The organism is Legionella pneumophila subsp. pneumophila str. Philadelphia 1 (assembly GCF_000008485.1).
In the GTDB taxonomy this organism is placed as follows: Bacteria; Pseudomonadota; Gammaproteobacteria; order Legionellales; family Legionellaceae; genus Legionella; species Legionella pneumophila.
The window spans coordinates 3363990-3380180 of record NC_002942.5 but is presented as its reverse complement, the minus strand read 5'-3'; the positions used below and the strand labels follow the sequence as shown (position 1 = coordinate 3380180).

Below are 16191 nucleotides of genomic sequence, written 5' to 3'. Positions count from 1 at the left end.
AATATACTTTGGATATTAATTTAACATTAATAGTTCAAATGTTGGTTTTTGCCGCGTTTGTACTATTCACTATGAAATTAGTTTGGCCTCCACTAGCAAAAGCACTTGAAGAAAGACAAGATAAAATTGCTGATGGATTGGCTGCTGCTGAAAGAGGGCGCAAAGAGTTGGAGTTGGCTCAGCATCGTGTAAAAGATGAGTTAAAACAAGCCAAGGCTCACTCTGCTGATATTATTGATAAAGCGAATAAGCGAGCATCAGAGATTATTGAAGCAGCAAAAGAGGCCGCAAAACGCGAAGCTCAAATTCAAGCAAAACTCGCGCAAGAACAAATTGCTCAACAAGTAAATCACGCCAAAGAAGAACTGAGAAAACAAGTTGCAAAGCTGGCTATTACTGGGGCAGAGAAAATTTTAATGCGAGAGGTAGATGCAAAAGCGAATAGCGAACTGTTAGATAACCTAATTGAAGAGATTTAAAATGTCTGATAGTACCACTATAGCCAGACCCTATGCAAAAGCGATATTTGAACATGCTTTAGCAGAAAAAAAACTGAGTGAATGGTCAGAATATCTTACATTACTGGCTCAAGTTGTTTTAACTCCTCAAGCTACTCAGTTTATCGCTAATCCTGCATCAACAGATGAACAACAAATTGAACTTCTTATTGAGGTATGTGGTTCAAAGTTCAAGAAAAATGATGCACTAAATAATTTAATCAAGCTATTAACAACCAATAAAAGATTGATGTTGTTGCCAGAAATTGAAGCTCTTTATGAAGTATATAGAGCAGAGCAAGAAAAAATACTGGAGGTTGATGTAGTCAGCTATTCCGAATTGACTCCAGCGCAACAACAGCGTTTGAGCGAATCCTTAAGTCAAAGATTATCACGTAAGGTTTCTTTAAAAATAAGTATTGATCCCTCCTTGCTTGGCGGAGCGCTAATTCGAGCAGGCGATTTAGTTATCGATGGTTCAGTTCGGGGCAAGCTTAATATGCTTGGCACCAGCTTGGCCGCTTAATTTAGAGGATAGTTTCCATGTCAGAACAAGTAGCGTTAAATCCTTCTGAAATCAGTGAATTAATCAGAAAGAAAATAGATCAATTTAGTGTGGTTTCTGAAGCACGAAATGAAGGTACTATCGTTAGTTTGAAAGACGGTATTGTACGACTGCATGGTCTTGCCGATGTTATGGCAGGTGAAATGATAGAGTTTCCAGGAGGGGTCTACGGATTGGCTCTTAACCTGGAGAGAGATTCTGTTGGTGCTGTAATATTAGGCGACTCATCCACATTAGCTGAAGGGCAAAAAGGTAAATGTACAGGTCGTATTCTGGAAGTCCCAGTTGGAAAAGGTCTTTTGGGACGTGTCGTTGATGCTTTAGGAAATCCTATAGACGGGAAAGGCCCGATAGAGTCATCAGGTATGTCTCCAATAGAAAAAGTCGCTCCTGGTGTAATTACACGTAAATCAGTAGATCAACCTGTTCAGACAGGATTAAAAGCAATCGATGCGATGATCCCCGTTGGAAGAGGTCAGCGAGAGCTTATTATTGGTGACCGCCAAACTGGTAAAACTGCCATTGCTATTGATGCGATTATCAATCAAAAAGGTACCGGCGTTAAATGCGTATATGTAGCCATTGGTCAAAAGGCTTCATCCGTTGCATCGATTGTTAGAAAATTGGAAGAGCATGGCGCTCTTGAGCATACTATTGTTGTGGTAGCGGGAGCCTCTGATTCAGCAGCACTCCAATATATAGCACCTTACTCAGGTTGTACCATGGGTGAGTATTTCATGGAGCGTGGGGAAGATGCATTGATTGTTTACGATGATTTAACTAAACAAGCATGGGCATATAGGCAGATCTCCTTGTTATTACGTCGGCCACCAGGTCGCGAAGCTTATCCTGGTGATATTTTCTATTTGCATTCTCGCTTGTTGGAAAGAGCCGCAAGAATTAATGCCGATGAAGTAGAAAAATTAACTAATGGAGAAGTGAAGGGTAAAACAGGATCACTGACTGCATTGCCGATTATCGAAACACAAGCGGGAGATGTGTCAGCCTTCGTACCAACAAACGTAATCTCTATTACCGATGGGCAAATATTCCTTGATGTTGACTTATTTAACTCAGGTGTTAGACCAGCAATCAATTCCGGACTGTCCGTTTCACGGGTTGGTGGTGCTGCACAAACGAAAATCATGAAAAAGCTTGGTGGTGGTACTCGGCTTGCTCTGGCACAATTCCGTGAGTTAGAAGCATTCTCCCAATTTGCATCTGATCTTGATGATGCAACACGTAAGCAGCTGGAGCGTGGACAACGCATTACAGAGCTGATGAAACAAAAGCAATACTCCCCACTTACAGTGGCTGAAATGGGGGTAAGCTTGTTTGTGGTAGAAAAGGGATACTTGGACGATGTACCTGTAAATGAAATCAGCTCGTTTGAAGCTTCCTTGCACGATTACATGCGCAGTACCCATGCCGCTTTATTACATGCAATTAATGAAGCCGGTGCTTATGATAATGAAATCGAAGCAAAACTGAAAAAAGCAGTAGAAGAGTTCAAGAACACAGGCAGTTGGTAAGGTATGGCCTCAAAGAGCTAACTCTTTGAGGCACAAAGGCCATTATTTGAAAGTAATGGCCTCTAAAACTAATTAAGGCGAATTGAAAGATGGCTGGAGCAAAAGAAATACGTTCAAAAATTTCGAGTATTAATAAAACTCGAAAAATTACTCGAGCTATGGAAATGGTGGCTGCAAGCAAAATGCGCAAAACGCAAGAAAGAATGCGCGCTTCTAAACCTTATGCGAATAAAATCTATGAAGTCATAAAGCATATTGCTCGAGCAGCATCTGAGTACAGACACCCATTTATGAGTGAGCGCGAAATCAAGCGTATAGGTATTATTGTTGTCACCACAGATAGAGGTCTTTGTGGTGGTTTAAACTCGAATCTATTTCGTGAAACAATTCGTACTATTCGTAATTGGCAAGAACATGGCAAGGAAGTTGATATCGCTGTTATCGGAAGAAAGGGCCAGGCCTTTTTTAGGCGTGTGGGTGGGAACATATTAGGTTCCATAGATCATCTGGGTGATACACCGAGTATCAATGATTTCATTGGTGTTGTAAAAATAATGCTTGATGCTTATTACAATGGCACCATTGATTCTTTGCACATTGTATACAATGAGTTCATTAATACAATGACGCAAAAACCTTTTGTAAAACAATTATTGCCGTTACCAAAATCAGAAGAAGATAAAAAAACATTGGGTCATCATTGGGACTATATTTACGAGCCCGAAGCTAAAGAATTATTAGATGAAATTTTAGAGCGATATATTGAATTACAAGTGTATCAAGCTGTTGTAGAAAACATTGCTTGTGAACAAGCTGCAAAGATGATAGCAATGAAAAGTGCAACGGATAATGCTGGTGATTTGATTAAAGAATTTCAATTGGCTTATAACAAAGCCCGACAAGCAGCCATTACTCAAGAGTTGGCAGAAATTGTCGGTGGCGCAGCCGCTTTATAAAGAGGGTATATAATGAGCTTAGGAACTGTGGTAGAAGTAATTGGTGCGGTAGTTGACGTAGAATTTCCTCGTGATAGCGTGCCTAAAGTCAATGATGCGTTAAAGCTTGTTGATAGTGATCTGGTTTTTGAAGTGCAGCAGCAACTTGGAGACGGAGTTGTGCGTACTATTGCCATGGGAACAACCGATGGTTTAAAGCGAGGATTAAAAGCAGAAAATACAGGCCATCCTATTCAAGTGCCAGTAGGTAAGAAAACTTTGGGACGCATTATGGATGTTCTTGGGCGTCCTGTAGATGATGCTGGGCCTATCGATGCTGAAGAGACTTGGGCTATTCATCGTAAAGCACCAAGTTATGAAGAGCAAGCTGGCAGCCAGGAATTATTGGAAACTGGTATTAAAGTAATTGATTTGCTTTGCCCTTTTGCCAAGGGAGGTAAAGTTGGTCTATTCGGTGGTGCCGGTGTAGGCAAAACCGTTAACATGATGGAATTAATACGAAACATTGCAATTGAGCATAGCGGTTATTCAGTGTTTGCAGGGGTTGGTGAACGTACCCGTGAAGGAAACGACTTCTATCATGAGATGAAAGACTCTAATGTATTGGATAAAGTATCGCTTGTTTATGGTCAGATGAATGAGCCGCCAGGAAACCGTTTGCGTGTTGCTCTAACCGGTTTGACTATGGCTGAAAAATTCCGGGATGAAGGGCGAGACGTTCTTTTGTTTATCGATAATATTTATCGTTATACCTTGGCTGGGGTTGAAGTATCTGCGCTGTTAGGCCGTATGCCTTCTGCAGTAGGATATCAGCCGACATTAGCAGAGGAAATGGGTATGCTGCAAGAGCGCATTACCTCCACAAAAACAGGTTCTATTACTTCCATACAAGCTGTATATGTACCTGCAGACGACTTGACTGACCCATCACCAGCTACAACCTTTGCACACTTGGATGCCACTGTAGTATTGTCTCGTCAAATTGCTGAATTAGGTATTTATCCTGCGGTTGATCCGCTTGATTCTACATCACGTCAGCTGGATCCATTGATTGTAGGTCAAGAGCATTACGATACCGCACGTCGTGTACAGCAAACCTTGCAACGATATAAAGAATTAAAAGATATTATTGCAATTTTGGGTATGGATGAACTGTCTGAGGAAGACAAACGAGTTGTAACTCGAGCTCGTAAAATCCAAAGATTCTTATCTCAGCCATTTTTCGTTGCGGAAGTATTTACAGGTTCTCCTGGTAAATACGTATCGCTTAAAGATACCATCAAAGGTTTCCAAGGCATTCTTGCTGGTGAATATGATGATTTGCCTGAACAGGCATTTTATATGGTTGGAAGCATCGAGGAAGCTGTTGCAAAAGCTAAAACCTTATGAGGCAAGATAATATGAGTATTACAACGCACTTGGATATTGTTAGTGCAGAGCATGAAATTTTCTCTGGTGTGGTAGAAATGGTAGTTGCAACTGGAGAGTTGGGTGAAATTGGAATTACTCCAGGGCATGCTCCATTACTAACTGTGCTAAGGCCGGGTGAAGTTAGAATTACTTTGCAAGGTGGTACACAGGACATATACTATGTGCAGGGTGGAATGCTTGAGGTTCAGCCTCACTGTGTAACAATTCTTGCTGATGTGGCAGAACGAGCCGAGCACTTGGATGAAGCTGCTGCATTGGCAGCTAAAGCGAAAGCTGAAGCCGCTATAGCCAGTAAAGGAGGCGATATTGATTACTCTGTTGCTGCAGCAGAATTGGCCAGGGCTGTCGCTCAAATAAGAGCAATTCAAAAGACCAGGAAAAAAATGAAGTAAGAGTTTCCTGTTTGTGGAAACTGCTTTGCTATGAATACCTTATACTCCTCTACAAAACGGGTTTCTTCCCGATAGGAAAAACCCGTGTTTTACTCTCTTAGTAAATGTAATTTTGTCGCCGTATCTTTCTCTCTAATACACCAGAAAATAGTGTGCTAACTCTAATGCTTTGCATTGCTCTATTATTTGAGGGAATTCAAGTTATCTGCGGATGCATAGATATGGTATCCAGTATGTACATTGCCATTATGGTTGAAAGGCAATACCAGGGGCAATTGGTCATTTAAAAATCAAGTGGTAACAACTGAAATTTGAAAATTTGTTTATAGTGGAGAGAACAATTTACAACTTATAAAAAATTCTTGGTAATTAACAACAAGTTATCTTATTTATTCCATATTCATTCACATAGTTATCCACAGGACACAAAGATATAAAATTAAATGAAATTAATAAATGTTAATATAAATCAATAAGTTAAACTTAATCCATATAGATAAAGCAAAAAGAATATAAAGTTATACACAGATAATACGATGATTATAATTCTAACAGCATGAATATTCTGTTAAAATTGTTTTGCATTGTCTTATACGATTCACTAGGATGATGGATAGCAATTAATATATGAAGAAAATACCCAATATGAATGAAGTAACTGAAAAAAAACCGCTTACTGAGTTTACAGAAAAAGCTTATCTTGATTATTCAATGTATGTCATTTTGGACAGAGCATTACCGAGCATCGCAGATGGACTTAAGCCTGTTCAACGCAGAATTGTTTATGCTATGTCTGAGTTGGGTTTGAAAGCAACAGCAAAATATAAAAAATCAGCGCGTACAGTAGGGGATGTTCTTGGTAAATTCCATCCTCATGGTGATAGTGCATGCTATGAGGCTATGGTTTTAATGGCTCAACCCTTTTCATATCGCTATCCATTTGTTGATGGACAAGGAAATTGGGGATCCCCGGATGATCCCAAATCATTTGCTGCAATGAGGTATACAGAAGCAAGATTATCTCATTATGCTGATGTGTTACTCGGAGAACTGCTACAAGGAACTGTAGATTGGGTAGATAATTTTGATGGCACTTTGCAAGAGCCCGCTCTTTTACCAGCTCGTTTGCCTAATATTTTATTGAATGGTGCAACAGGTATAGCTGTTGGTATGGCTTCAGATATTCTTCCGCACAATTTGACTGAAGTTGCTAATGCGTGTATTCATCTGCTGGATAACCCCCAAGCAGATATTAAGACTATTTGTGAATATATTAAAGGCCCTGATTTTCCAACAGAAGCAGAAATCATTAGCCCAAGTGAAACAATTAGAGCTATATACGAGTCCGGTAATGGCTCAATTAAAATGCGAGCAATTTATACTCAAGAAAAACAAAACATCGTCATAACAGCTTTGCCTTATCAAGTATCCGGAGCCAGGGTAATGGAGCAAATCGCGTTGCAGATGCAACAGAAAAAATTACCGATGGTTGAGGATTTACGTGATGAATCAGATCACGAGCATCCAACACGGTTGGTTATTATCCCTCGCTCTAATCGAGTAGATATAGAAAGTTTAATGTCGCATTTATTTGCTACCACGGATTTGGAGCGTAGCTATCGAGTTAATTTTAATATGATTGGGCTTGATGGCAAGCCAAGAGTTAAAGGACTGTTAGCAATCTTGACTGAATGGTTGGAATTTAGGCTTGCCACAGTAAAAAGACGTCTTCAATTCAGATTGGAAAAGGTACTGGAGCGTATTCATATTCTTGAAGGACTGCTTATTGCCTATCTTAATATAGATGAAGTCATTGCAATCATCAGAGAACATGATCAACCAAAACAAGGATTAATTTCACGCTTTAACTTAACCGAAAGACAGGCTGAAGCAATTTTGGAAATGAAACTGCGGCATTTAGCCAAATTGGAAGAGATTAAATTGCGTGGTGAACTGGATGAGCTGTCTGATGAACGTGATACTTTACAAAAAACACTGGCTAGTCATTCTCTCTTAAAAGAACTGGTAAAAGAAGAGATAACGAAAGATCGAGATGAGTTTGGTGACCCACGCCTTTCACCCATTATTACAAGGGAAGACTCTCAGGCATTAAAAGAAGAGGATATTTTGCCTAATGAGCCTATTACGGTTGTATTGTCTAAAAATGGATGGGTCAGAGCGGCCAAGGGGCATGATGTCGATGGTAAGGAACTCAGCTATAAAGCGGGAGATGAATTCAAAGCCCAAACGCTAGCTCGTACTAATCAGCAAGTTTTATTTTTTGATGGAGAGGGAAAGGTCTATTCGCTTCCAGGACATGTATTGCCATCGGCACGTGGTCAAGGCGAGCCTTTGACCGGAAAATTAAACCCTGCTGAAGGAGTATTGTTTGAAGCAATTGTTGGCGGAGAGCCTGAACAAAAGGTGTTATTGGCTACCGATTCCGGGTATGGATTTATCGCCAAAATTGAAGATTTATATGTAAAAAATCGTAATGGAAAGGCATGCATCAAATTAAGTGAAAACAGTCATATATTGCCGCCAAGGCTAATACCAAATCGAGAGCAATTATTTGTTGCTTGTGCCACTAATGTAGGGCGTTTATTGATTTTTTCTCTTGAGGAGTTGCCTGAATTATCTCGAGGAAAAGGGAATAAATTGATCAGTATCCCTGTCGCTAAAGCGGTCTCACGAGAAGAGTATATAGTTGATATGCAAGTTTTAACAACGAATGATTCGCTGACGGTTTATGCTGGTAAACGGCATTTTACTCTGAAAGGTGAGGATTTGACTCACTATAAGGGTGAAAGGGGCAGGAGAGGAAACCGGTTGCCAAGAGGTTTACAAAATGTTTCTCAATTGCATGTTACTCAATCTGAGTAACATGGCCGTTAGGGACTGTATGTTTCCCGTGAAACACCTTTAAGTGATGATTTGAAATCAAACAGAATAGTGCACAGAGCTGGCTTATTGTTCAATAACTGCAACGTTATTCTTTTTCAAGAGTTTTTCTTAAGGTTTCTTTTCTATCTAATGATAAATCTAACAAAGGCAGGGTAGCTAGCGCCATGCTTTTATATAATCTCTTGATTTCACTATTATCTATCGCTTCGAGATGCAAGGAAATAGTTTGCATATCTCCTCTAGTCAAAGGTCCGGTTAAAGCACTTTTTGCGCTATCTACCTGACTTAAGTTAAGGATGTTGCTGTACATGAGATCACATATCATTTTTCTTGATTGTGCTTGCTGTATTCCCGCTTTTAAAAGTAACTCTTCACTATATGAAGCTAAAGTCACTAAATAATTAGAAGCAATCGTTGCTGCAGTATGATAAATGACCTTCATTTCAGGTTGAATTGCGATAATGCTGGCTTCCAGCTTCTCAAATGCAAACCTAAGCCAACGACATGCCTCATAATCTCCCTCTATCACGCAATGGACTTGTTTAAACGCATTGGAATCCAAAGAATTAGTGCGGAATGCTTTCAAAGGATGCGCGCTTGCAATATAACAACCCTGTTTTTTCAGAGGAAGAAGTACACTTGAATTAAGAGCGCCGCTGCAGTGGACCACCAAGCTGCCTTTTTTTAATATCTCAATATTGTCCAATATCGATACTACATCCAAAATGGAGTCGTCCCTACAGGTTATCCACGTTATATCTGCTTCAGAAAGATCAGATATTTTACCAACCGCATTGCCAAATCCGATTTCATTGCAGGCTATCTTGGCACTTGCTAAATTTGAGTTACAAATAGAATTTAAAGAGGCAATCTGATGAACAGACATTGCAATGCCTAAATTCTTACCCAGACGCCCAGCACCAATAATATTGAAATTCATAGTGAAACCAATGTCTGTCTCAGTACATTTTCTTATTATAATGGAAAATAATTTATTGTCTTGCTAAATTATCAGTCTGAATTAAGCGGACATTAGCAGAGTCTGAGGGAATCGTTTGCGATAAGAAGTTGAGTATAAATTGTTATTCTAGATATAAAAAAATAAAATTTTGTCGTAATTTGTGTCTTCTGATTGTTTTTTTTTCTCGAATTTGTAGCAGCATGAAATTTCTACAAAAAATCAGGATGATATTATGAAAAAACGGATTGTTTCATTATTTGTCATTTCAACAGCTATTTCATCTGTAAACGCAGCTACCCAAGCAATCGTATGGGGTGAGTCAACGAAAGCATTACCTCAATTTATGCAAGCACATCCTTTTAAGAAACAAGGATTATTGCAAACTGTAAAAAGTCAGCAAAGTGATTATAAACTGGAGTTACAAAATAATTCTAACCATGCGACCAGGCATGCTCGTTATCAAATAACCTACAAGGGGGTTCCGGTTTTGGGGTTATCAAGTCATTTTTCATTCCAAAGATGGCGCCAAAGAAACTGTAACAGGTATGAATATTACCGGAATTGAACAGGATATTAATTCTACTGAGGGAAAATTGAGCCCGAATGATATAGAACAAAAGACTCTTGGAAAGGTAACTGAACCGGTTAAATTTAAAAACCTTAAAAAGGTTATTTATATAGATAAAGGAAATAAGGCTCATTTGGCTTATCATTTGTCTTACTATTCCAATAGTGAAAAAAAACATGTGAATGCACCTAATTATCTTATTGATGCCAACAGCGGTGAGATTTTGAAACAATGGAATGAGGTGCGTCATGAAAGAATTGGTCAGGGATTAGGCGGTAATGCGTTTACTCTCCCATACCGTCAGGGAATGTTTCAGCATGGTAATGCTTTGCCGGGGCTTCCCTCATTAGGGAAGTTTGACGTTAATGTTGAGGACGGCTTATGTCGTGTTGAAAATGAATCCATAAAAGTAATGAATTTGGAAAATCATAATATAGGTTATGATTTCTTTCCAATTACCATATTTGCAGAGTCTGTACTGAATTTAAGTGCCTTTTCCTACCCATGTAATGAAACCAATTTGTTTTTAAACTATGCTGATGGCAGAACAGGTCCTGTCAATTATGCTTTTTCTCCAGTTAACGATACGATGTATTTTGCCCAACAAACGTTAGATATGTATCAAAAAGTTTATGGTGTTAATCGTCCAATAGGTGATGATTTACCTATACGGGCTTACACCCATCTTGGTGACATGGATAACGCTTTTGCAGTACCAACTATCAGTCTTGATGGGGTAGTTCTTGCACATCAGCAAATTGTAATCGGAAATGGTGATGAATTTTTAACAGCTCCCGCCCAGAGTGTATTGGGACATGAATTATCGCACAATTTTACTGCCTTGCATTCCGGATTGATGTATGAAGGGCAATCTGGGGGGATCAATGAATCTTTCTCTGATATGGCGGCAATTGCATTGTTAGATTATCTTAGTAAAGATTATCCATGGTATTGGGATGGTGAGGATTGGACCATTGGGCGTGAAGCTGTAAAAAGTGGGCAACCTATTCGTTATTTGGATGATCCAGCCAAGGATGGAATGTCTATAGGGCACGCTAGTGAATACACTGATGCGTTAGATGTGCATATAACGAGCGGAGTATTTAATAAAGCATTTTATTTATTAGCACATAAACCAGGCTGGTCTATACAAAAAGCATTTCAGGTTATGGTTGACGCCAATATGAATTATTGGTCTCCTATTGCATACTATGATTTTGCTGCATGTGGCGTCATTCAGGCAACCATAGATAAGCATTGGGATAAAACACCTGTTATCGAGGCATTTGCCGAGGTGGGGGTCGTTTGTCCGATGCATAAAAGCTAGTTTTAAGTAGTTTGACTTCAGTTCAAGCTACTTGAAGCAACGAGAGTTGCTAAGGAAGATTGATGATTTTTTATAGAACGCCTACTGGATAAGATAATTATTCCAGGTATTCAAAGCTTAAAAGACGAGGCTTAGTTCAATAGACTTCTTGCCTAACCCAGTCTCTTTCGTTTTATTGCAGCGTTGCAAACGTTTCTGCGGCGCTCATTTGCTGTACGTAATCTTCGCTCCTTAAAATGTTTGCGCCAAAATAATTAGGTTATGCAAGAGGCCAAATAAATACTGGCTTGGAGCCACTAGAGGATAGGTAGCAAGGGCTCAGCCACATCCGAGTCAAGGTTTCTCTACGTTGAGGAGGTTATTCCTCAAAAACAGAGAGTGAATAAAACTCAATTTATTTTTAAAAAAAATCCCCATTTGCTGCAAAATTGGTTATAATATTTACATTTTGTAGTTTTGATACTATTTATGTATCGTTCAAAATAACCAAATTTTGATCCAAAAAATAATCTTTATTACCCTATCTCCATGAAATAGGGTTAATTAGTAAATGAACAAGAGGTTAACTTCCAATGAGTATTACAGCCCAGGAGTTGGTAAAACAATACAAGCTTCGTTTGACTCCCGCCATGGAAAACGATTTATTGTCGGAAGAAAGCAGATTAAAGAAGGAGCTTGAAGCGGTTCCTTTTAACTCTGAGGAAACTCTGTATAAAAGTATTTTGCAAATGATTATTGTATTTTATGAAGAAAATACTTTGGAAGAAAATCGTTATTTATTGCAAGATCATGAGTTAATAAAGCAATTAAGCGCATTGATGTGGGATGATATCCAAATCAAGTTAATTCCTTTTCTAATTCAGAAAAATTTCACTTTAAGTGAGATTAAAGAGCTCTTATTTGACGATGCGTATTATCGTTCGCTTCATGTCCTTGTCGATTTTGGTTTAACTCAAGATATCCCTGAATTATTAGCCCATCAGGAAAAAAGAGAGCAACTAAAATTCATTAATACTTTAGCAAATGATCATTGCAGAAAACTATGTCTTATATTTTGGGTTAAGGGGAGTTTATCGATCAAAGAAATACAAGACATTGTTAATGCTACCAGCCATTACCCAATGCTGGCTGAAACATTGATAGCATTAGATAAAACCAAAACCATTTCTATAAAACAGCTAAAAAAACTGGCTCTGGATCCCAAAAAACATCAACAGGAATCTATTTTATATCATTACTCTGAACAATTTAAAGCCTACAATTTGCGTAAATCCGATTTATCCCAATTAAATTTGGATGATCTGGATGCTTTAGGAAAATCTTTTAAAGTCTTGAAAGAAGCGGGGATTGCCAATGATTATGCTTATCGTTTGGTACTAAAAAATAATAAAACAGGGCAATTGCTTCGCTTGTTTTTGCCAGGGCTTGCTAAAATCGAATCGCTCTCTCATAGAAAAGCTTTAATTGAACTTTTATATATAGGAGCCCAAAAAGGGGTTGTTACTCAGGGAAAGGCGCTTTTACAAATTAAAGACAGCAATTTATTGGCTTTGTCACGAGCGTTGCGCGAACGATTTATTTGTGTCCAGCAGATGCAAGATTTAGGATTTAAGAAAGAGATCATTGCATTCACAGGCGAAGAAAACAATATCAACTCCAGCCGTTTCAGGCATGTCATTATGCGGGTAGAAGAAAAATGCAAGGATATACATGAAAGATTACGAAAATCATCTCTTGATAAAGATAAAGTTGGAAATTGGCAGCGTGCTGATGAAAAATACCGGCAAACACTCTACAGCATTGCCTATGATGGCATAACAAAATCAGGTGTTGATCTGCACATTAAAATGAAAAGTGCGGAAAAGGAAATATTGAGTATTGTTGATCCTGAAATAAAGTCAATAATACATAAAGTTTTAGTCGTTATAGCTAATATTATTATTACGGCATTGACCTTGGGTTTTGCTAACGATTTAAAAGAAAGTGCCACTGGCAATTATTGGTTTTTTAACCAAAGTCCATCTGGAGAAGTCATAAGAGCCTTAAATAAAGAAGTATTAACTACTATTGATTCTCCGGAGTTAATTACAATTTTGCCCTAATCATAGGGCTTCTGTTAACAAACCCTTATTGCTTTGGGCAATATAAGACAACCCTGAATGTTTAATTAAAATGATGATTTCGAGTTCGTCATCATGACAAATAAACAAGCAAATTTTCATTTATAACTCATTATGTGTGCCAGATGTCTAGTTTGTTTCTAGTCAAGTGTAATTTTGTATGAAAATTATACTTGAACTTCTTGACTATTTCTGATTAATATGGGGCATAGGATGGATTGATCTGATTTAAAGGATTTGATATATGGGTTTGCCCAAAAAAGCACTGAAAGAGAGCCAACTGCAGTTTTTAACAGCGGGGACTGCGGTTTCGGATAGCTCTCATCAAACATACAAGGTCAGTTTTATTGAAAATGGCGTTATTAAAAATGCCTTTTATAAAAAACTGGATCCTAAAAATCATTATCCGGAACTTTTAGCGAAAATAAGTGTCGCTGTCTCTTTATTTAAAAGAATTTTTCAGGGAAGAAGGTCGGCAGAAGAACGTCTTGTATTTGATGATGAAGAGAGGCTGGTAGGTACTTTATCTATCAGTGTTGACGGATTTAAAGGGTTTAATTTCCATAAAGAGTCAGTGCCTCAGGAGTCTTCCGCCAAAGAACAGGTGATTCCCAGCACAAGAACCTTAATTGAAAAAAGTTTCATGGAAATCCTTCTGGGAAGGTGGTTTCTTGATGATGATGATGGTCACCCGCATAATCTAAGTTTGGCCGGGGATATTGATTTTGATATGTTTTTTTATTGGTTTACCATCTATATGAAAGAGCCCAGGCCAGCTATAGGTATACCTAAAACAAGGGTTAATTTGACTGTGCGCGATTGGGAAGGATTTCCTAATGTCAAAGACTCAAAGCCTTTTCATTGGCCAACATATAAAAATCCGGGGCAGGAAACTTTGCCAACGGTTTTGCCTGTTCAAGATAAGCTGGTTAATTTAATTCTTGAAAAGACGTACCCGGATCCTGGTCAATTTGAGCAACTCGCTCATGAGCCAGTGGCTCAGGAGCAAAAATTTGCTGCCGCGTTGAAAATATTGTTAACTTATCAGCCGGAGATGATAAGAAAGCGTTTGACCGAGCTTTTTGGTGAGATGACGCTAAACTACACTTCTCTAGATGAAACGGATGTCGCCCTGCGCAATCAGTACGAGAAAACATTTCCTCATTTATGCAATGAAAACACCAATATAAAACCATTCGTCGATTTCATAATGAATTTATATCAAATGCATTATGATAATTTGTATCGAGTAGTGGTTTTTTATATGGGGTGTGAAAATAATGGGTACGGAGTTCCGTTGCCTGCAACGAATTCAGCGCTCTACCACAAACCTTCTTTCTATAAAGACATAGTCGAATGGGCAAGGACTCAAAATATTACGATTTTTAGCAAGGACGACAGCAGCATCAAATTTGATGAAGATGAGTTGCGAAGAAGATATCATCAGGTGTGGCGAGATGCTTATGCGCCTACATTCAGAGATCTGTTGCATGACTCCTATAGCCTGACTAATAAACTATTGCAGCAAGTGTCTACATTTCACGTTGTTCTGGATGAAGTAGAAGGCAAAAAGCCAACCGATGACACCTTAACCAATGCCTGGGAGTTGTTTGGCACCATGCCTGAGTTATCACTCGAGAAAATTACCCCATTAATTAGTGTAGATAAAGACAGCAAACTAAGAACAGCGTTAATATTGCTTGTTGAATTTACAACTCAATTTCATGCAGTAGCTAAGACTTATTATCAGAAAGACCGAAAGGATTTAACGGAGGAGGACAATCTTGAGTTCTCCGAGCAATTGGTACAGTTGTATACGAATTATAACCTGAAAATTCGTCAAAGTTTGGCACATACAAGCACTCTTGCCGGTGAATTTAATCGCATAGCCGTTGGGCTAAAACAATACACAGAGCGGGCCAATTTCCAATTACATTTAACGACAACAGATGAGCAGATGAAGGAGGCAACTGTAGCCACGACCCCCAAAGAAATATTGCCGCATACGCATGAAGACGTCATTAGGCAGTTTAATGATTCTTTATTCCTTTGGGCCAAGAACTTAAGACCTGAAGATTTATCTCATCATATCTCTGAAATAATTGATAAATATTATGCCCCAACTATAGAACTGTTATCAAAGCGTCATAGAGCACAACCTGTTAAAGAATATTTACAAGCCAGCGTAAATGAAAGTGGTGAAAACAGATTGGCTTATATTTTAAGCGCAGGGGAGGGTGATACAGGTGCTTTAAATACTTTGCTTATTCAACACCTCACGCCTTATATGCTACAAACTTATCCTTTGTTGAGCATCCGTAATGCAGTTAAAGAAGGTAATTTTGATAAGGATTTGGAAATTTTTACCAAAGCAGCTGTAGATTTCGCCAAACATGACAGGCGTTTTATTCATTTATACAATGTGGAGGGTAAGTCTCTATTTTTCAAAACAATGTATGAGTGGATTGATGAGCTCCCCGCGACTAAGTTTAAGGGGTTGCTTGAGTCTGCATTAAAAGATTACGAAGGTAAATTATGGTGGTCCACTTCAAGGAGATCGGAGGTGGAAGGTTATTGTACAAAATTCTCACAAGCAAAAATTGTTGCTATGACCTTTTTAAACGGGAAAGATTCCTCCTCTCTGAATGATGTTTTATTTGATAAAATCATCGCGGCTATACAAAAAGACATAAACAAAAACAAAGAAAAATTAAAGATACCAGGATTCAGGCTAATTAATTGCTACAATGCCAAAGAACACAGGGCTGATTATTTTAAAGAGGTCAAAAATTACGCAGAACCTATATCTCATAGGCAAGAAACTACTTTGAATTCAAATGTTACGAGCTTGGTGGTCTAAATTTTCTCTGGCATGGAGATTTACTCGTCTTATTGTGACAATACAATAAGCTTTAGGTTATTATTCTCTTTTTTCAGT

At 38.5% G+C, this 16191-nt stretch carries 12 protein-coding genes; 11 read left to right on the top strand and 1 reads right to left on the bottom strand.

Annotated elements, in window-relative coordinates; all coding sequences use genetic code 11:
• Nucleotides 1-8 precede the first annotated feature (8 nt).
• The 7 genes from LPG_RS15100 to parC all read left to right on the top strand — a co-directional run bounded on the left by LPG_RS15100 (nt 9) and on the right by parC (nt 8256).
• The gene (locus LPG_RS15100) at nt 9-479 is read left to right on the top strand and encodes a F0F1 ATP synthase subunit B (protein WP_010948670.1); all 471 of its coding nucleotides are present in this window, start codon (nt 9-11) and stop codon (nt 477-479) included.
• 1 nt (nt 480) lies between these two features.
• Entirely contained in the window at nt 481-1023 is a 543-nt protein-coding gene (locus tag LPG_RS15095; protein ID WP_016357053.1) for a F0F1 ATP synthase subunit delta, read from the top strand.
• Between the two features lie 17 nt (nt 1024-1040).
• Nucleotides 1041-2594, top strand: a complete 1554-nt coding sequence (gene atpA / locus LPG_RS15090; protein WP_010948668.1) for a F0F1 ATP synthase subunit alpha — start codon at nt 1041-1043, stop codon at nt 2592-2594.
• Nucleotides 2595-2683: 89 nt separating this feature from the next.
• A complete protein-coding gene (atpG, locus tag LPG_RS15085; protein WP_010948667.1) occupies nt 2684-3550 on the top strand; it encodes a F0F1 ATP synthase subunit gamma in 867 nt (288 codons plus the stop codon).
• Between the two features lie 12 nt (nt 3551-3562).
• Nucleotides 3563-4939, top strand: a complete 1377-nt coding sequence (gene atpD / locus LPG_RS15080) for a F0F1 ATP synthase subunit beta (RefSeq protein WP_010948666.1) — start codon at nt 3563-3565, stop codon at nt 4937-4939.
• An 11-nt stretch (nt 4940-4950) separates the two neighbouring features.
• Nucleotides 4951-5373, top strand: coding sequence for a F0F1 ATP synthase subunit epsilon (locus tag LPG_RS15075; protein WP_010948665.1), 423 nt, complete (start codon nt 4951-4953; stop codon nt 5371-5373).
• Nucleotides 5374-6000: 627 nt separating this feature from the next.
• Nucleotides 6001-8256, top strand: a complete 2256-nt coding sequence (gene parC, locus LPG_RS15070; protein WP_010948664.1) for a DNA topoisomerase IV subunit A — start codon at nt 6001-6003, stop codon at nt 8254-8256.
• 106 nt (nt 8257-8362) lie between these two features.
• Here parC and LPG_RS15065 read toward each other — a convergent pair whose 3' ends face one another.
• Complete coding sequence (locus LPG_RS15065) at nt 8363-9217, bottom strand: Rossmann-like and DUF2520 domain-containing protein (protein WP_010948663.1); 855 nt, start codon at nt 9215-9217, stop codon at nt 8363-8365.
• Nucleotides 9218-9470: 253 nt separating this feature from the next.
• Here LPG_RS15065 and LPG_RS15495 point away from each other — a divergent pair, with 253 nt between their 5' ends.
• From LPG_RS15495 to LPG_RS15050, 4 genes are all read left to right on the top strand, one after another.
• The gene (locus LPG_RS15495; RefSeq protein WP_016357052.1) at nt 9471-9803 is read left to right on the top strand and encodes a hypothetical protein; all 333 of its coding nucleotides are present in this window, start codon (nt 9471-9473) and stop codon (nt 9801-9803) included.
• Complete coding sequence (locus LPG_RS15060) at nt 9784-11133, top strand: M4 family metallopeptidase (RefSeq protein ID WP_010948661.1); 1350 nt, start codon at nt 9784-9786, stop codon at nt 11131-11133. The genes LPG_RS15495 and LPG_RS15060 overlap by 20 nt, the downstream gene beginning before the upstream one ends.
• Before the next feature lie 572 nt (nt 11134-11705).
• Nucleotides 11706-13235 carry a hypothetical protein gene (locus tag LPG_RS15055; RefSeq protein WP_010948660.1) on the top strand — a complete coding sequence of 510 codons (1530 nt, stop codon included), beginning with the start codon at nt 11706-11708 and terminating at the stop codon, nt 13233-13235.
• Nucleotides 13236-13497: 262 nt separating this feature from the next.
• Nucleotides 13498-16113, top strand: a complete 2616-nt coding sequence (locus LPG_RS15050; RefSeq protein ID WP_010948659.1) for a lpg2975 family Dot/Icm T4SS effector — start codon at nt 13498-13500, stop codon at nt 16111-16113.
• Nucleotides 16114-16191: the final 78 nt, after the last annotated feature.